15 protein-coding genes are annotated in these 14142 nt (G+C 46.4%); 2 read left to right on the top strand and 13 right to left on the bottom strand.

The window, feature by feature from the left end:
* Nucleotides 1-4: 4 nt before the first annotated feature.
* On the bottom strand, nucleotides 5-685 hold the full coding sequence (locus IQ294_RS06645) for a metal-dependent hydrolase (RefSeq protein WP_203333216.1): 681 nt from the start codon (nucleotides 683-685) through the stop codon (nucleotides 5-7).
* 87 nt (nucleotides 686-772) lie between these two features.
* Between IQ294_RS06645 and IQ294_RS06650 the strand changes: the two genes are divergently transcribed.
* Entirely contained in the window at nucleotides 773-1870 is a 1098-nt protein-coding gene (locus IQ294_RS06650) for a M24 family metallopeptidase (RefSeq protein ID WP_203333217.1), read from the top strand.
* Nucleotides 1871-1925: 55 nt separating this feature from the next.
* Here the strand turns inward: IQ294_RS06650 and ald are convergent, their stop codons facing one another.
* A complete protein-coding gene (gene ald / locus IQ294_RS06655; protein WP_203333218.1) occupies nucleotides 1926-3041 on the bottom strand; it encodes an alanine dehydrogenase in 1116 nt (371 codons plus the stop codon).
* A gap of 371 nt (nucleotides 3042-3412) precedes the next feature.
* On the opposite strand from ald, the gene IQ294_RS06660 reads away from it, so the two are divergent.
* The gene (locus tag IQ294_RS06660) at nucleotides 3413-3907 is read left to right on the top strand and encodes a universal stress protein (RefSeq protein WP_203333219.1); all 495 of its coding nucleotides are present in this window, start codon (nucleotides 3413-3415) and stop codon (nucleotides 3905-3907) included.
* A 61-nt stretch (nucleotides 3908-3968) separates the two neighbouring features.
* On the opposite strand, the gene cuyB is transcribed toward IQ294_RS06660, so the two are convergent.
* The 11 genes from cuyB to thiI form a co-directional block, all read right to left on the bottom strand.
* Nucleotides 3969-4670: a cysteate racemase gene (gene cuyB / locus IQ294_RS06665; protein ID WP_203333220.1), complete on the bottom strand. Its 702-nt coding sequence runs from the start codon at nucleotides 4668-4670 to the stop codon at nucleotides 3969-3971.
* 3 nt (nucleotides 4671-4673) lie between these two features.
* Nucleotides 4674-5912: a carboxylate--amine ligase gene (locus IQ294_RS06670; RefSeq protein WP_203333338.1), complete on the bottom strand. Its 1239-nt coding sequence runs from the start codon at nucleotides 5910-5912 to the stop codon at nucleotides 4674-4676.
* A 274-nt stretch (nucleotides 5913-6186) separates the two neighbouring features.
* A complete protein-coding gene (locus IQ294_RS06675; protein WP_203333221.1) occupies nucleotides 6187-6606 on the bottom strand; it encodes a universal stress protein in 420 nt (139 codons plus the stop codon).
* Nucleotides 6607-6769: 163 nt separating this feature from the next.
* Nucleotides 6770-6955 carry a hypothetical protein gene (locus tag IQ294_RS06680; RefSeq protein WP_203333222.1) on the bottom strand — a complete coding sequence of 62 codons (186 nt, stop codon included), beginning with the start codon at nucleotides 6953-6955 and terminating at the stop codon, nucleotides 6770-6772.
* Nucleotides 6956-7026: 71 nt separating this feature from the next.
* On the bottom strand, nucleotides 7027-7950 hold the full coding sequence (locus tag IQ294_RS06685; RefSeq protein ID WP_203333223.1) for a class I SAM-dependent methyltransferase: 924 nt from the start codon (nucleotides 7948-7950) through the stop codon (nucleotides 7027-7029).
* A 52-nt stretch (nucleotides 7951-8002) separates the two neighbouring features.
* Nucleotides 8003-8509, bottom strand: coding sequence for a thiol peroxidase (tpx, locus tag IQ294_RS06690; protein WP_203333224.1), 507 nt, complete (start codon nucleotides 8507-8509; stop codon nucleotides 8003-8005).
* A 35-nt stretch (nucleotides 8510-8544) separates the two neighbouring features.
* Nucleotides 8545-9123 carry an RDD family protein gene (locus IQ294_RS06695; RefSeq protein ID WP_203333225.1) on the bottom strand — a complete coding sequence of 193 codons (579 nt, stop codon included), beginning with the start codon at nucleotides 9121-9123 and terminating at the stop codon, nucleotides 8545-8547.
* A 12-nt stretch (nucleotides 9124-9135) separates the two neighbouring features.
* Nucleotides 9136-10149 (bottom strand): signal peptide peptidase SppA, encoded by a 1014-nt coding sequence (gene sppA / locus IQ294_RS06700; RefSeq protein WP_203333226.1) that lies wholly within the window; start codon nucleotides 10147-10149, stop codon nucleotides 9136-9138.
* A 58-nt stretch (nucleotides 10150-10207) separates the two neighbouring features.
* Nucleotides 10208-11143 carry an EamA family transporter RarD gene (rarD, locus tag IQ294_RS06705; protein ID WP_203333227.1) on the bottom strand — a complete coding sequence of 312 codons (936 nt, stop codon included), beginning with the start codon at nucleotides 11141-11143 and terminating at the stop codon, nucleotides 10208-10210.
* Nucleotides 11144-11259: 116 nt separating this feature from the next.
* Nucleotides 11260-12831: an acyl-CoA synthetase MbcS gene (mbcS, locus tag IQ294_RS06710; protein WP_203333228.1), complete on the bottom strand. Its 1572-nt coding sequence runs from the start codon at nucleotides 12829-12831 to the stop codon at nucleotides 11260-11262.
* A 105-nt stretch (nucleotides 12832-12936) separates the two neighbouring features.
* Nucleotides 12937-14139: a tRNA uracil 4-sulfurtransferase ThiI gene (gene thiI, locus IQ294_RS06715; protein ID WP_203333229.1), complete on the bottom strand. Its 1203-nt coding sequence runs from the start codon at nucleotides 14137-14139 to the stop codon at nucleotides 12937-12939.
* Between the last annotated feature and the right edge of the window lie 3 nt (nucleotides 14140-14142).

Below are 14142 nucleotides of genomic sequence, written 5' to 3' on the forward strand. Positions count from 1 at the left end.
TGGATTAAATAGCTAATTCATCGCCGGCTTTCAGGATTTTCACATCAGAACCGGTCACCATCTTTTTAAATTCTTCCGGATCCTGTTTGATCGGCGGGAAGGTATCGTAATGGATCGGGACTACCGTTTTCGCCTTTAACAGTTCAGCTGCGTACGCTGCATCTTCCGGACCCATGGTGAAGAAATCGCCGATCGGCAGGAATGCCACATCAATGTCATTTCGCTTGCCGATCAATTCCATGTCCCCGAACAAGTCCGTGTCGCCGGCATGGTAAATGGTTTTGCCTTCCGCTTTGAAGATGATTCCCGCCGGCATGCCGCCGTAAATCACTTCCCCGTTCTCTGCCATATAAGAGGAGCTGTGGAATGCTTTCGTGTATTTGACGGTGCCAAAATCGAAATCACTCGAACCGCCCAGATTCATGCCGGCTGCATCGACGCCTAAAGTCCCCAGGTAATTGGCCAGTTCGACAGGGGCCACCACCTGTGAATTATTCGCCTTAGCCAGTTCCACTGTATCTCCCACATGATCGTTATGTGCATGTGTCAGAAGGATCGCATCCGGTTTCTCTTCCTCCACTTTCAGGTCCGTCAGGCTATTGCCGTTGATGAACGGATCGATCAGGATCGTCTTTCCTCCCGTCATTATTTTTACGACTGAATGTCCATGATACGAAATCTTCATGTTATCCCTCCATTTATAACGTGCAAGTTCTAGCTGTCATATACCCTTATCTTTGATATGCTACACATATAGAGGAGGAATTCTTATATGAATAAAATCGGCAAACTGCAGGATCATTTAAAGGAAAACAGTGTGGACGCAGCATTCATCACGAATCCGGATAACGTCTTTTATTTCACAGGTTTCAAAAGCAATCCCCACGAAAGGCTCCTCGGTGTCATGATCTTCAGTGGCGCGGAACCGTTTTTGATCTGTCCGCAGATGGAAATTCCGGATGCCGAAGCAGCAGGTTGGAAAGGACAGGTCATCGGACATACAGATACCGAAAATGCGATGGAAATACTTTTTGATGCGGCACAGGAAAAAATGGCGCAGATCCAAACGCTGGCAATTGAAAAAACGCATATGATCGTGGAACGCTACGACGCGATCAATGAATTTTTCGGTACGCCGAAAATTGTCGGCATCGACGAGAAAGTGAATGCCATGCGCGTCATCAAGGATGGCTCCGAACTGGAGATCCTGCGCGAAGCAGCAGCCCTGGCAGACTATGCCATCGAAGTCGCAGCGAAAACCATCAGGGAAGGCATCACTGAAATCGAGGTGATGACGGAGATTGAACTCTCCCTTAAACGACGCGGCGTCACCCATATGTCATTCGATACTACGGTACTCACAGGCGACCACGCGGCATCACCACACGGTAAAACCGGTGACCGCAAATTGCAGAAAGGCGATTTGGTCCTGTTCGACCTTGGCGTTGTACATAGGGGCTATTGTTCAGATATCACCCGCACCCTTGCACTTGGTGAGCCCGGCGAAGAACAGAAGAAAGTTTATAATATCGTACTGGAAGCGGAAATGGCTGCGGTCAATGCCGTCAAACCAGGCGTAACAGCAGCGGAACTCGACGGCATCGCCCGCAACGTCATTACGGAAGCCGGGTACGGAGAATATTTCACTCACCGCCTTGGGCACGGCCTGGGCATCTCGGTGCATGAATTCCCTTCACTGCACGGCTCGAACGATATGAAGATGGAAGCAGGCATGGTATTCACGATTGAACCCGGGATTTATGTGCCAGGCAAAGTCGGTGTACGCATAGAAGACGATTTGGCCGTGACTGAAGACGGCGTTGAAATTCTGACGAAATATCCGAAAGAACTGCAGATAATAAATAATTGAATAAAAAAAAGCTGCACCAGGCAAAATGCCCGGCGCAGCTTTTCTGTTGAATGGCTTATGCCAATAATTCGTCGACCGATTTGTACTCGGCTCCCTGATCATCTGCCACCGCTTTATAAGTGATGTAGCCTTCCAGCGTATTAACACCTTTTTTCAGCGCCTCATTATCAAGAATCGCTTTCTTATATCCTTTGTTCGCGATCTGTACAGCATATGGCACCGTCACATTCGTCAAACCGATCGTCGACGTGCGCGGCACTGCACCCGGCATATTCGCTACCGCATAGTGCACAACACCGTGTTTGATGTAAGTCGGCTGATCATGGGTCGTGATCCGGTCGCTTGTTTCAAAGATGCCTCCTTGGTCGATCGCTATGTCGACAACAACCGAGCCCGGTTTCATCGACTTGATCATGTCTTCAGTCACAAGTTTCGGAGCTTTGGCGCCAGGAATCAATACAGCACCTACGACAAGATCGGATTTCTCGACTGATTGGGCAATGTTCAACGGATTTGAGATGAGTGTCTGGACCTGATGGCCAAAGAGATCATCCAGTTGGCGAAGACGATCCGGGTTCAAATCAAGGATCGTTACATTTGCGCCCATTCCGATTGCCACTTTCGCAGCATTGGTACCCGCTACACCGCCGCCGATAACAGTCACATTCCCGCGGGAGACGCCCGGGATGCCGCCTAGCAGGATTCCGCCGCCGCCGTGGATTTTCTCCAGGAACTGTGCACCAATTTGTGTAGACATTTTGCCGGCAACTTCACTCATCGGCGTCAATAATGGCAATGTATTGTTCGGAAGCTGAACCGTTTCATAAGCGATTCCGACAACTTTCGATTCGAGCATCGCTTTTGTCAATTCAGGTTCTGGCGCAAGGTGCAGATAAGTGAACAGGATCATCCCCTCACGGAAATACCCATATTCAGATGCAACCGGTTCCTTCACTTTCATGATCATTTCCTGGTTCCATGCCTCTTCAGCTGTTTGAACTATAGCCGCACCGGCAGAAGTATAATCTTCGTCAGTAAAACCAGAGCCAAGCCCTGCTCCTGATTGGATAAAAACCTCATGTCCATATAATGATAAGTTGACAACGCCAGCCGGTGTCATCGCTACGCGGTTTTCATTGTTTTTTACTTCTGTTGGAACTCCAATACGCATGTAAATACCTCCATTGATCATTTAATAGAAAATAGAAATCATTTGATTAATTACTCAAAGCAAATCCATTCTAACAGATATTTATGGATTATGCCCTATTTAAATTTGCGAATGATTATATTCTGTGAATTCTTTTTACCGCTTGCTGCCCTTCTTCTAAAACACGCAAGATTCCGAGTAATGAATGAATTTATTTTTTATCATCATATAATAATTTCGAGACCCATTCAGAGCTGGCAGAAAATTTGCATCCGCTCATGCTCCGTTCAAGCATCTGTCACATCAATCCTTGATTTATTTCCTGTAAAGAAGGACTTTACGTCCTGTATATCGAATTGCATAAATAGAATCAAATGAGGAGGAATGATCTTATGACTTTGGAATATGAACAAATACTCGTAGCAGTGGATGGTTCAAAAGAAGCGGAATGGGCCTTCAAGAAATCAGTGGGCATCGCAACACGCAATAACGCAACATTGAATCTGGTGAACGTCATTGATACAAGATCGTTTGCTGCAATTGAAGCTTATGACCGCTCCATCGCGGACAGAGCACAAAAATTCGCTGAAGACCTTCTAGCCGATTATAAAAAAGAGGCAATGGCTGCAGGCGTAGAAAAAGTTAATATCGTTGTAGATTACGGATCACCTAAAACAATGATTTCCCGTGATGTGGCAAAAAAAGTGGAAGCCGATCTTATCATTTGTGGTGCTACAGGGCTGAATGCCGTTGAACGCTTTCTTATCGGCAGCGTTTCCGAACACATCGTCCGTTCCGCTGCCTGCGACGTGCTGGTAGTCCGTACTGATGATGCGCCGGACAATCTGAAGTCCAGAATGGATAGCGGACAAAATCCGACGGCCTAATCAATGACAGATAAAAAACCCTTTCCATAAAATGGAAAGGGTTTTTGCTATTCAATCCGTATCATTCGGCAAGGTCGTAGCCACATGCTTCAATAGCTGTTTCCGCCAGCACGATCAACGAATCCAGATAGAAATCCGGAAGGTCCATCTCTTTTTTGACAATGGACAGCTCTGTGCACCCTAGAATAATCCGGTCGCATCCCTGGTTTTCCAAAAAAGTGGCGATGTCGTTCCAGACATTCCTGTCTGCATCTTTCCCAGCCTTCACATTGTCATAAATGATGCTCATGACTTTTTCCTGGATCGCCTCATCCGGCAGGACGGCTTCAAGACCGAATTCTTCTGCCGCCTGCTGATAGACTTTGGAAGTGATCGTCCCCGTAGTTGCAAGGATTCCGACTTTCTGTGCCTGCTGCTCCGACGCACGTTTCATCGTTTCGCGAATCATGTGGATCACCGGGACCGGCGATCCCTGTTGAAGTTTGTCATAAAAAGTATGCGCGGTATTGCAAGGGATGATGATCAGTTCCGCTCCAATTGAGGTAAGTTTTTTTATATCCTCGATCATGACAGGGACCGGGTCTTCCTCTGAACGCCCCATTATATAAGCTGTGCGATCGGGAATGCGTGTATTATTCGTGATGATGGAGTTTACGTGATTCTGATCTTTTGCAGCTTTTGTGCGCCGCACAATCATTTCGCCTATAAACATAGTCGCCAGCGGACCAACGCCGCCGACAATTCCGAGTGTCTTCTTTTCCATAGCTTAGGACAGACCTTTATTGTTGAAGTATTTTTTATATTTCCGATGATAATTCAGGTTATTCAACTTTAGTTTGATCCAGCGTTTCGGATTAAAATCTTTTTCGTAGAATAATGAATTTGTCACTTTGCCTTCTTTGATCAATCGTTTGGCCTCTTTTTTCAAGACTTCATTCTGTGCATATTTGAAGAGGACTCCTTTAGGAATGATCAACCAAAGATGCTTATCTTTGGCGTAAACGAGTTGTTGGGGTTTATTGAAGATATGGTCATCTGCCACATATTTCATCAGGTTATGTCCACTTGCCGTTACATAATAGCTGCTGCGGCCATTGCGCAGATTAATCTCGAACAATTTATACGAATCATCACGTGCATCATATTTCATGTCAAAATTTGCAAATCCTGTGTAGCCGATATCTTCAAGGAAGAAACGCACTTTGTCGAGCAGTTTTTCATCGAATGTATTGATGATGGCTGCATAACTGCCGATGCCTTCAGGTGAATGCTCTTCTAGGATCGGATTGCCGAGTGCCATCAATTTTACTTTACCGTCTTTCCCGACATAGGCATTCAAGACGCGCATGAATGAATCGTCACCCGGGATAAATTCCTGGATCGTCAAATTATCCTTATAGGAAGAACTATAGATCGCTTCCAAAATCGCATCTTTTTCAGCCGGGTCATGGGCAACAAAAACTTTCTTTTTGCCCGGAAACGAACAATTCCAGTAAGCTACAGAATTGGACGCTTTGATGATGATCGGGTAAGAGAAATTAGGTGAAAACGTTTTGTAATTTTCATAGGTGCATAAATCAGTCCGCGGATAACTGAAACCATATTGCTCACAGATATCATAAAAATTCTCTTTCAGAACCAGCCGGTCCATCAACTTTTCATCTATATAGGGAACTGAAAAATGCGGTGTCAGTTTATCCTTGTTCCGGATGATGAGTTTTGCATAATCATCCCCGCAGGCCAGGAGCAGTAATTTCTGTCCTTTGAACTCTTCAGCAATCTTCAGGACTGCCGGCAGAAACGTCCCTTCTTCGTTCAAGTCTTCAACAACCCGGAAGTTCAGGATTGAGCTATGCTGCGTGGCGGAAAGGTTGGATCTTCCCAAAACCAGCGGCTTGATGCCGTATTCTTCATAGAATGCCCGTGCCATACCGTAGGCGTTCATATCAGAACCCAGCAATACCGGTAAAAATGCGGTGTACCTCTCGTTTGTTTTCAAAATCATCAGCTCTCTTTTAAATTTATTATGGACTAATTCTACCATAGAGCGGGACGCCTTTAATGTTCCGAGGCATGCCCATATTCTTAATATGCCTTCACAATCAGTTATTATAGCATTTACAGGGCCCACAACTGAAATCATAAGCTGAAGATAAGGACTAATCCTCAATTCAATTCCTTAAACAGGAAAAAAGGACGGAATTATTCCGTCCCTTCTCTTTATTGCCTATATTTGATGGCAGGAAACATTCTCGGCTGAATTATAAGAAATAGACCTCCTATTTCACGACCAGTGCGGGAGCATCCACTTTGTTCAGTACCGAACGGCTGACGCTGCCCAGCACCATTTCCTGCATCGGATTCAAGCCCCTTTTGCCCATGACCAGCAAATCGATGTTTCCTTCATTGGCATATTCTGAAATGACCTTTGAGGGAATGCCGTAAATCAGTTCCAGCTTATAAAAAATCTGTTCTTTTTCAAGCAGATCAATTATTGGCTGAACTTTTTTCTTTCTCGCCAGCTCGACTTCGACAGGGATGTTCTTGTGTATCTCTTCACTTTCCGCTTCTTTGTGATCAATGACATAAAGGACAGTAACTTCGGCTTCCTGTTCAAGTAGAGCGATATAGACAGCTTCCCGGGCAGCGCGCAACGAATTTTCCGATCCATCCGAGGCAAGCAGAATTTTCTTATACACTGCGGTCCACTCCTTTTAACGGTTTCTGGCCTGCTTGTTCTATAACTGCTTCGCCGCCCAGTGCCCGAACCCTTTTATCAGGTGGAAATCCATAGAAAAAGGCAGACCATCGCTGATCTGTCTTATGCCTGTCAGAGCTGAACGGGTGCCGTCGCTTTTCTTATTAAACACCCATCTTACGGCGCGTATTATTCACTTTCTTCGTCTGCTGGCTCTTCATTTTCTTTGTTTCAAGTGATGCGTTGCCGCCGCCTTTTTTGCCGCCTGCCTGGTTTTTCTTCGCTTCAAGCTGACGTTTCACAGCTTCCTGCAGGCTTACTTTTTTTGGAGTTTCATTGGATTCACTCATGGGTCATCCCTCTTTTCAGTTAATCTGGTATAGTATTTCTGCTGTTTCCATTATAACATATTTTAACCAATTCATTCCTTGTTTTCTTTGAACCAATTATTGACCTGGGAGAAAAACTTCGCCATGGATTCAGGTTTCGACATGTTCGGCACTCTGGCCAACAACACTTCCCTCGGCGCTTTCAAACCTTCTTTTTTCTTTTGGAGCACCAGGATCCCTTTTGCATGGGTAGAATTTTTGAATAGCGTATCCGGCAATTCCATTACCGCCTGAATATAGGCCGTCTTCTTCAAATAATCATGCAATTGGCTGGCCAAAGGTGATTCAAACAGCGCTTTTGGCACGATGAAGAAGAGGTACCCGCCGTCAGCCGTGTGCTTCAGCGATTGCTCGATGAATAGATGATGCGCATAAGACATCCCTTCTTCCGCCTTTAATTCATAAGTTGCTGCATTTTCGTCATTCGGGTAATAGCCGACCGGCAAATCCGATACAACGGCATCGACCGGGTCGATCAATAAAGGCTGCAGCGCATCCTGCAGGTATAAAGTGATCGGCTGCTCAACCAGATTGCCGATATTAGAAGCCAGTCTGATCAAAAGATCATCGATTTCCACACCTGCTCCGAGCAGTTTACCATCCAGGTAATTCATGACGGTAAGCAGCAAATTGCCAGTTCCGACAGCTGGATCAAGTATAGTGGCCTGATCTTTTTTCACGAACAGCTCCACAAGATAGCCCATCAGGAGCCCAAGAGCATCCGGCGTCATTTGGTGATGCGGCTGGATATGTTCTTTCATCCCTTTTAACACTGCCAGCTGGATCGCTTTGCGGATATCTTCTTTGCCAGCTTCAGTATCCGGATTGATCAAACCATCCAGCCACTGCTCTGTAGTCGTCAGCAGACTTTCAAGATATGAGCTTTCCTGCTCGTTCTGTATTTCAGTCGTATGCTTGTCGATAAAATTAAAAACTTTTTCCATAGATGAATTCATCAGTTCTCAGTCCCCATAAAGAGAACCCACTCAAGAGAGTGGGTTCCGCATATTATTTTGTCAATTCTTTTACCGCTTCAATCGCTCGATCGTAATCGGGATGATCTGTGCCTTCTGCAACATATTCCACATAAGTCACTTTGTCATTCTCATCGACTACGAAAATCGAACGTGCTAACAGCCGGAGTTCCTGCATCGTTACACCAAATGCTTCACCAAAGGAAAGGTCGCGGTGGTCGGACAACGTTGTCAGGTTGTCAACCTGATTAATCTCAGTCCACCGTTTTTGTGCAAACGGCAAGTCACAGGAAACAGCCAGAATTTCAACATTCTCACCGAGCGATGCAGCTGCGTCGCTGAAACGTTTCGTCTGGTCGGAACATACGCCCGTATCCAAAGAAGGAACCACGCTGAACAATCTGATTTCCCCTGCCTTATCCCGCGAAGTGACAGGGCTCAAATCATTGGCCAGCACTGTGAAGTTCTGAATTTCGTCCCCTGCTTTGACTTCTTTGTTCGGCAATGTAACCGGATTTCCTTTAAATGTAACTTGTACCAATAAAAACGCCTCCCTCTCATACTGTCTTCATCATACTAAAAGGCCCGGTCCTCTTGCAACCCCGACTGCCCGCGGCCGGCTTTCTGCAACACGCTGCTTTTTCTGAAAGACTCTTCATGTACGACTGTCGTATCTGCGAAGAAATCATGGACGCCCTGTTTCAACGGCGTGAATCCGACGATGAAATAAAGCGGGAGAACCGTCACCGAAATGAGCCGGCCGATCCATTCCCGGAACAGTAAGGTGTTCCAGTCGAGATTGTCCCGTTTCAATGAGACGACTTTAATACCAAAAATCATTTTTCCGACAGTCTGGCTGAAGAATTTAGTCATCAGCACAAAATATGCGTAAAACAGGATTGATGACAATATTGCAAAAGGCGTATACCAGTTTTCAGTGGAAATCTCTAAGCCCAAAAGCGCGAAGATAGGTTTGAACAGAATCGAAGTGACACCGGAAATCAGCATCAGATCAATCAGATAAGCCCAAAAGCGCACCCAGAATCCAGCCGGTTTGCGTTCATAGAATTCCACTTTTTCAAATTGACGGCTGTCAGGGCGAACGGTTTCTTTTTCATCAGCCAAAGCTTGGTTCTGGCTCGTATTGTTTTCCATGATCGCCCCTCCTTAGTTTTCACCATATAGATACATCATGCGCGGTGAACTGTATTCCGTCATCAATTTCGTCAATAATTGCGTTTCAATATCATTTCCGAAAAACGATCCGGCTTTTACTGCGAATAATGAACTCCAGCTTTCAGAAGCTCCGTATTCAATCACCTGGGCATTCCCCAGATCAAAATCGCTCCGCAGCGCTTCCATTACATCTTCCGCATATCCATAGTCATCCGCAAGATTCGCTTCTATAGCCTGGCGGCCGTTCATGATGCGGCCATCCGCAACTGCACGGACCTCCTCTTCAGGAAGGTCGCGGCCTTCTACGATGATGTCAACAAAACCTTCATAAGAATCGTTGAGCATTTCCTGCATCAAGGCTGCTTCTTCTTCGGTCATCTCCCTTGTCGGGCTCATGATGTCTTTATAGGGTCCGGATTTGATGGTGACAAAATCGATGCCCAATTTATCGGCCAACTCCGCATAATTGACACTTTGCATGATGACGCCGATAGATCCGGTCAAAGTTTCCCTGTGAACAAAGATCTTATCGGCTGGTGCAGCGATATAGTAACCGCCTGAAGCAGCCATGGCGCCCATCGAGACATAGAATGGCTTGTCTGTTTCTTCCTGGATTTCGGTGATCTTGTCGTAAATCTCAGCCGACTCCACTACCCCGCCTCCAGGTGAATTCACTTTCAGCATCACCGCTTTTACTGCATTATCTTCTTTCACTTGTTCAAGTTGCTGCATGAACTGCCGGTGATTATAGCCAGCGGAACCGAACAATGCTGATGCATCTCCCGTGTCCTGGATGGCGCCATCAACTTCCAATACCGCTATTTTGGAATTGGCGCTTCCCGGTTCGATGATGGTTTCTTCTAATTGAGCTGTATCTGCAGCCATTATTTCTTCAAAACTGGCAGCGAAATTACTCTGGAACATCGAGAATACCGAATTGACGAGCAGGGATATCACCAGTACAGCAGCTGCCACCAAAAGTGCTATCCATCTTTTTGTATTCATTTCAATTGCCTCCTTTAATACTTCCATCTTTCTTTTACGGGCCAAACGCAAAAGCGTTTCATGGTTTTTTCGTGTACACAATGGGATGCTTCACTTTTTCCCTGCGGATCTTGCGCGCTTCCGCCATTTTTGAAGCGGTGAAAAGAATCAGCGCCACCCAGATGAAGGAGAAGGAAATCAAACTGATCCGGTTGAATTCCTCGCCGTAAATCGCCACACCGATGATGAGCATCATCGTGGGTGCAATATATTGAAGGAATCCGATCATATACATCGGAATCAGAGGTGCACCTGTTGCAAATAAAAACAGCGGAAGGGCGGTGACCGCTCCGCTCAGAATCAGCAGCCAGTCAGTGCTTGCATCAACAGCTGTAAAAGCGGCTCTGTCGATGGCAAACAGGTAGATATAGAATCCGGCCGCTACCGGAAGCACAAACAGTGTTTCCAGGGCCAGGCCACGCAGCGCATTCAGTTTGATGGTCTTCTTGATCAATCCGTAAAACGCGAAACTGAATGCCATGCCGAAAGCCATCCATGGGAACACGCCATACGAAACGGTAAGAATCCCCACCCCGATTGCCGCCAGTACGAATGCAAATTTGATGGCCGGCGTCAGCTTCTCTTTCAGGAAGAAGACACCCAGCAGCATGGACACCAATGGATTGATGTAATAGGCAAGGCTCGTTTCCACGATGCGGTCGCTTGTTACGGCAAAAATGTAGAGGAACCAGTTCAGCGTGATCAGATAGGAAGCCAGCATCAGTGTGAAAAACGCTTTTTTTGATTTCCATAATGTCTTCAGGTCGTTCAATAGGTTTTTTTGCCCTCCGATGAGGAAGATGACCAGCACCGTTGTCCAGAACGCCCAGAAAATTCGTGCGGTCAGTATTTCATCACTCGGCACATGGCCAAGCTGTTTCCAATAGATCGGGAGCACGCCCCATAAGGCGTAAGTCAAAATCGTATATAATATCCCTTTTTTCTCATCTGTCATATTCTATTGCTCACCATTCCCCTATTATTTTGCTTACCGAAATATTATTCAATTATAGGCTTGATGTGGATGATAGGCAATAAAAAAAGCGGCCGGAAAAGTTCCGGCCGCCGTGGTCATTTATTCATTTCCTTTTGGCGCAATTCCACACGGCGGATTTTACCGGATGCAGTTTTTGGCAATTGTCCCAAAAATTCAATGGATCTCGGGTATTTATAAGGGGCTGTCAGCTCTTTGACATGCTCCTGCAGTTCTTTTACAAGCCCCTCGGAAGGCTCGGCATCGTCAACGAGCACGACAAAAGCTTTTACCACGGTGCCGCGGATTTCATCCGGGGAACCGACAACCGCACATTCCTGCACCAGCGGATGTTTCACTAAAGCATCCTCCACTTCAAACGGACCGATCGTGTAACCGGAAGAGATGATGATATCGTCTCCGCGGCCTTCAAACCAGAAATAGCCGTCATCATCTTTCGACGCTTTATCGCCGGTGATGTAATAATCACCGCGGAATTGCATTTTCGTCCGCTCATCATCTTTCAGATAGCCTTTGAATAGGGCCGGCGTTTCTGCGTGGACGGCGATATCCCCCACTTCCCCGGCTTTACACGGGTTGCCGAATTCATCGATGATCTCGACTTTATTGCCAGGCGTCGGTTTGCCCATCGAGCCGATCCGGATTTCCATCCCTTTCATCACACCGACCAGGAGCGTGTTTTCTGTCTGTCCGTATCCGTCCCTTACTTCAAGATTGAAATGCTGCTTGAATACATTGATGACTTCCGCGTTCAGCGGCTCGCCTGCCGACACCGCACTGTGAAGCGAGGACAAATCATAGTCGGCCAGATTCTTCTGCTTCGCCATCAGCCGGTACTCGGTCGGGGTGCAGCATAGGACGTTGATCCCTTTCGATTCAAGCATCTGTAAATATGTTTCGGGATCAAATTTCCCATTATAGACATATCCTGTTGCTCCGCTGCCAAGTGTTGCAAGAAACGGGCTCCAGATCCATTTTTGCCAGCCAGGGCTAGCCGTAGCCCATACCAGATCGCCTTCTTTCGCGCCGAGCCAATGCTCTGCAGAGGTGCGCAGGTGAGCGTATGCCCAGCCGTGGCTATGTATTGCACCTTTTGGATTCCCTGTTGTGCCTGAAGTATACGATAAGAAGGCCATGTCGTCATTTCGCGTTGCCGCTTTTTCAAAATGAGGGGATGCATTTTCCATTTCTTTTATCAGTGAAATCCAATTGCTGTCCGATTCACCGATCATCAATTTGATGGTATTTTCCATTTCAGGGACTTCAGTGAACTGATCCATGAACCGTTCATAGGCAATAACCGCTTTTGCCCCGCTATGGTTCAAGCGGTAGGAAATATCTTTTGCGCGCAGCATCTCAGAACTCGGAATGACGGTAAGACCCGCTTTCAGCGCGCCGATATATACCACGTACGCTTCTATCAGGCGAGGGACCATGACAAGGACGACATCCCCTTTTACCAACCCCGCTTTTACAAAACTATTGGCGGCTTTATTGGCCATTGCCATTAATTCATCATATGTAACGCTTTTCGAATACCCTTTGTCATTTTCCCAGACAATCGCCATTTTCCCTTCGCCAGTTGCAAATTTCTCGATTTCATCCACTAGATTATATTCTTCCGGTGCAAGTAACGCTTCTCGATTCATGTGGAAACCCCCTTGGACTATTTGCTGAATGCCTTCTTTATTATAACGCAATAATTTCAGTATTCAAAATAATTATAAAAAAGAAAAAACCGCCCATAGGCGGTTCTACAATAAATCTTCGAATTCATTTTTCTTGGCTCTAGGGAATTTAATGATTTCACGATGATCGACAGCTTCCTGGATCAATTCATCGAACGATACAAATCCCTCATAATACTCGACTTTCTCAAGCTTCGGTTTCGTTTTCGGATTAGCTGGCGTAAAAATGGTGCAGCAATCCTCAAAAGGCCTGATGGAAATATCATGTGTGCCGATTTTCATCGCTGTATCGATGATTTCCAGTTTATCCGTTGAAATCAGCGGTCGCAGCACCGGCGTAGTTGTGACAGCATTTATCGCATACAGGCTCTCAAGGGTCTGGCTCGCCACCTGGCCCAGGCTCTCCCCTGTGATGATCGCTTTGCAATCCGTTTGCTCCAAAACTTTATCTGCTACACGCATCATCATACGGCGAGTAGAAGTCATCGTGATATTATCCGGCACCTGTTTATGGACTTCCTGCTGAAGTTTTGTAAACGGAATGATGTGCAGATTGACGGAAGACCCAAACTGGCTGAGCTTATCAGCCAGATCCAAAACTTTCTCTTTTGCCCGGTCATTTGTAAAAGGTGGACTGAAGAAATGGATCAATTCCAGACGAACGCCGCGCTTCAGCATATGATAGCCTGCAACCGGGCTGTCCAACCCCCCTGACAGCATCAATAGCGCTTTGCCTCCTGCACCGATCGGCAGTCCGCCTGCACCCGCGATCACTTCGGCTGTCATATAAGCGGCTTTTTCACGGATCTCCACTTTCAATTCGATATCCGGATCTTTCATCTTTACGGATAACCCTGAGTAAGTGCTTAGAACGGAAGAACCGATAGCCTGCAAGATTTCAGGCTTCTCCATGCCGAACTGCTTATTGGCACGCCTGACGGACACTTTGAAGCTCTTGCCTTCCGTATCCATTTTTCCGATTATGGCAACGGCCGCCTTCTTCATCGCTTCAATCGACAGTTCTGTTTCAGTAACCGGACTGAATGATTGGATGCCGAATACTTTCGGCAGCCTTGCGATGACCTGTTCCAGATCTTCTTCGCTGTCCGAGTTGATGAACATGCGGTCGCGTTCCGCTTGGATCTGGAGCTTGCCAAGATCGCTGAATGTATGGCGGATATTATCGCGGAGGCGGCCGATGAATGAACTTCTGTTCTTGCCTTTTGTTGAAAGCTCCCCGTATCTGATGAGTATTTGATTAGTTTTCATGGT

The organism is Planococcus beigongshangi, assembly GCF_016820495.1.
Classification (GTDB): domain Bacteria; phylum Bacillota; class Bacilli; order Bacillales_A; family Planococcaceae; genus Planococcus; species Planococcus beigongshangi.

Excerpts from the sequence above, each read along its gene's own strand:
- mbcS (WP_203333228.1), bottom strand. The coding sequence starts at position 12,831 with ATGAATCGAGAAGCGTTACTTGCACCGGAAGAATATAATCTAGTGGAT.
- sppA (WP_203333226.1), bottom strand. The coding sequence starts at position 10,149 with ATGAATACAAAAAGATGGATAGCACTTTTGGTGGCAGCTGCTGTACTG.
- IQ294_RS06650 (WP_203333217.1), top strand. The coding sequence starts at position 773 with ATGAATAAAATCGGCAAACTGCAGGATCATTTAAAGGAAAACAGTGTG.
- cuyB (WP_203333220.1), bottom strand. The coding sequence starts at position 4,670 with ATGGAAAAGAAGACACTCGGAATTGTCGGCGGCGTTGGTCCGCTGGCG.
- thiI (WP_203333229.1), bottom strand. The coding sequence starts at position 14,139 with ATGAAAACTAATCAAATACTCATCAGATACGGGGAGCTTTCAACAAAA.
- IQ294_RS06645 (WP_203333216.1), bottom strand. The coding sequence starts at position 685 with ATGAAGATTTCGTATCATGGACATTCAGTCGTAAAAATAATGACGGGA.
- ald (WP_203333218.1), bottom strand. The coding sequence starts at position 3,041 with ATGCGTATTGGAGTTCCAACAGAAGTAAAAAACAATGAAAACCGCGTA.
- IQ294_RS06680 (WP_203333222.1), bottom strand. The coding sequence starts at position 6,955 with ATGAGTGAATCCAATGAAACTCCAAAAAAAGTAAGCCTGCAGGAAGCT.
- rarD (WP_203333227.1), bottom strand. The coding sequence starts at position 11,143 with ATGACAGATGAGAAAAAAGGGATATTATATACGATTTTGACTTACGCC.
- IQ294_RS06660 (WP_203333219.1), top strand. The coding sequence starts at position 3,413 with ATGACTTTGGAATATGAACAAATACTCGTAGCAGTGGATGGTTCAAAA.
- IQ294_RS06695 (WP_203333225.1), bottom strand. The coding sequence starts at position 9,123 with ATGGAAAACAATACGAGCCAGAACCAAGCTTTGGCTGATGAAAAAGAA.
- IQ294_RS06670 (WP_203333338.1), bottom strand. The coding sequence starts at position 5,912 with ATGATTTTGAAAACAAACGAGAGGTACACCGCATTTTTACCGGTATTG.
- IQ294_RS06685 (WP_203333223.1), bottom strand. The coding sequence starts at position 7,950 with ATGAATTCATCTATGGAAAAAGTTTTTAATTTTATCGACAAGCATACG.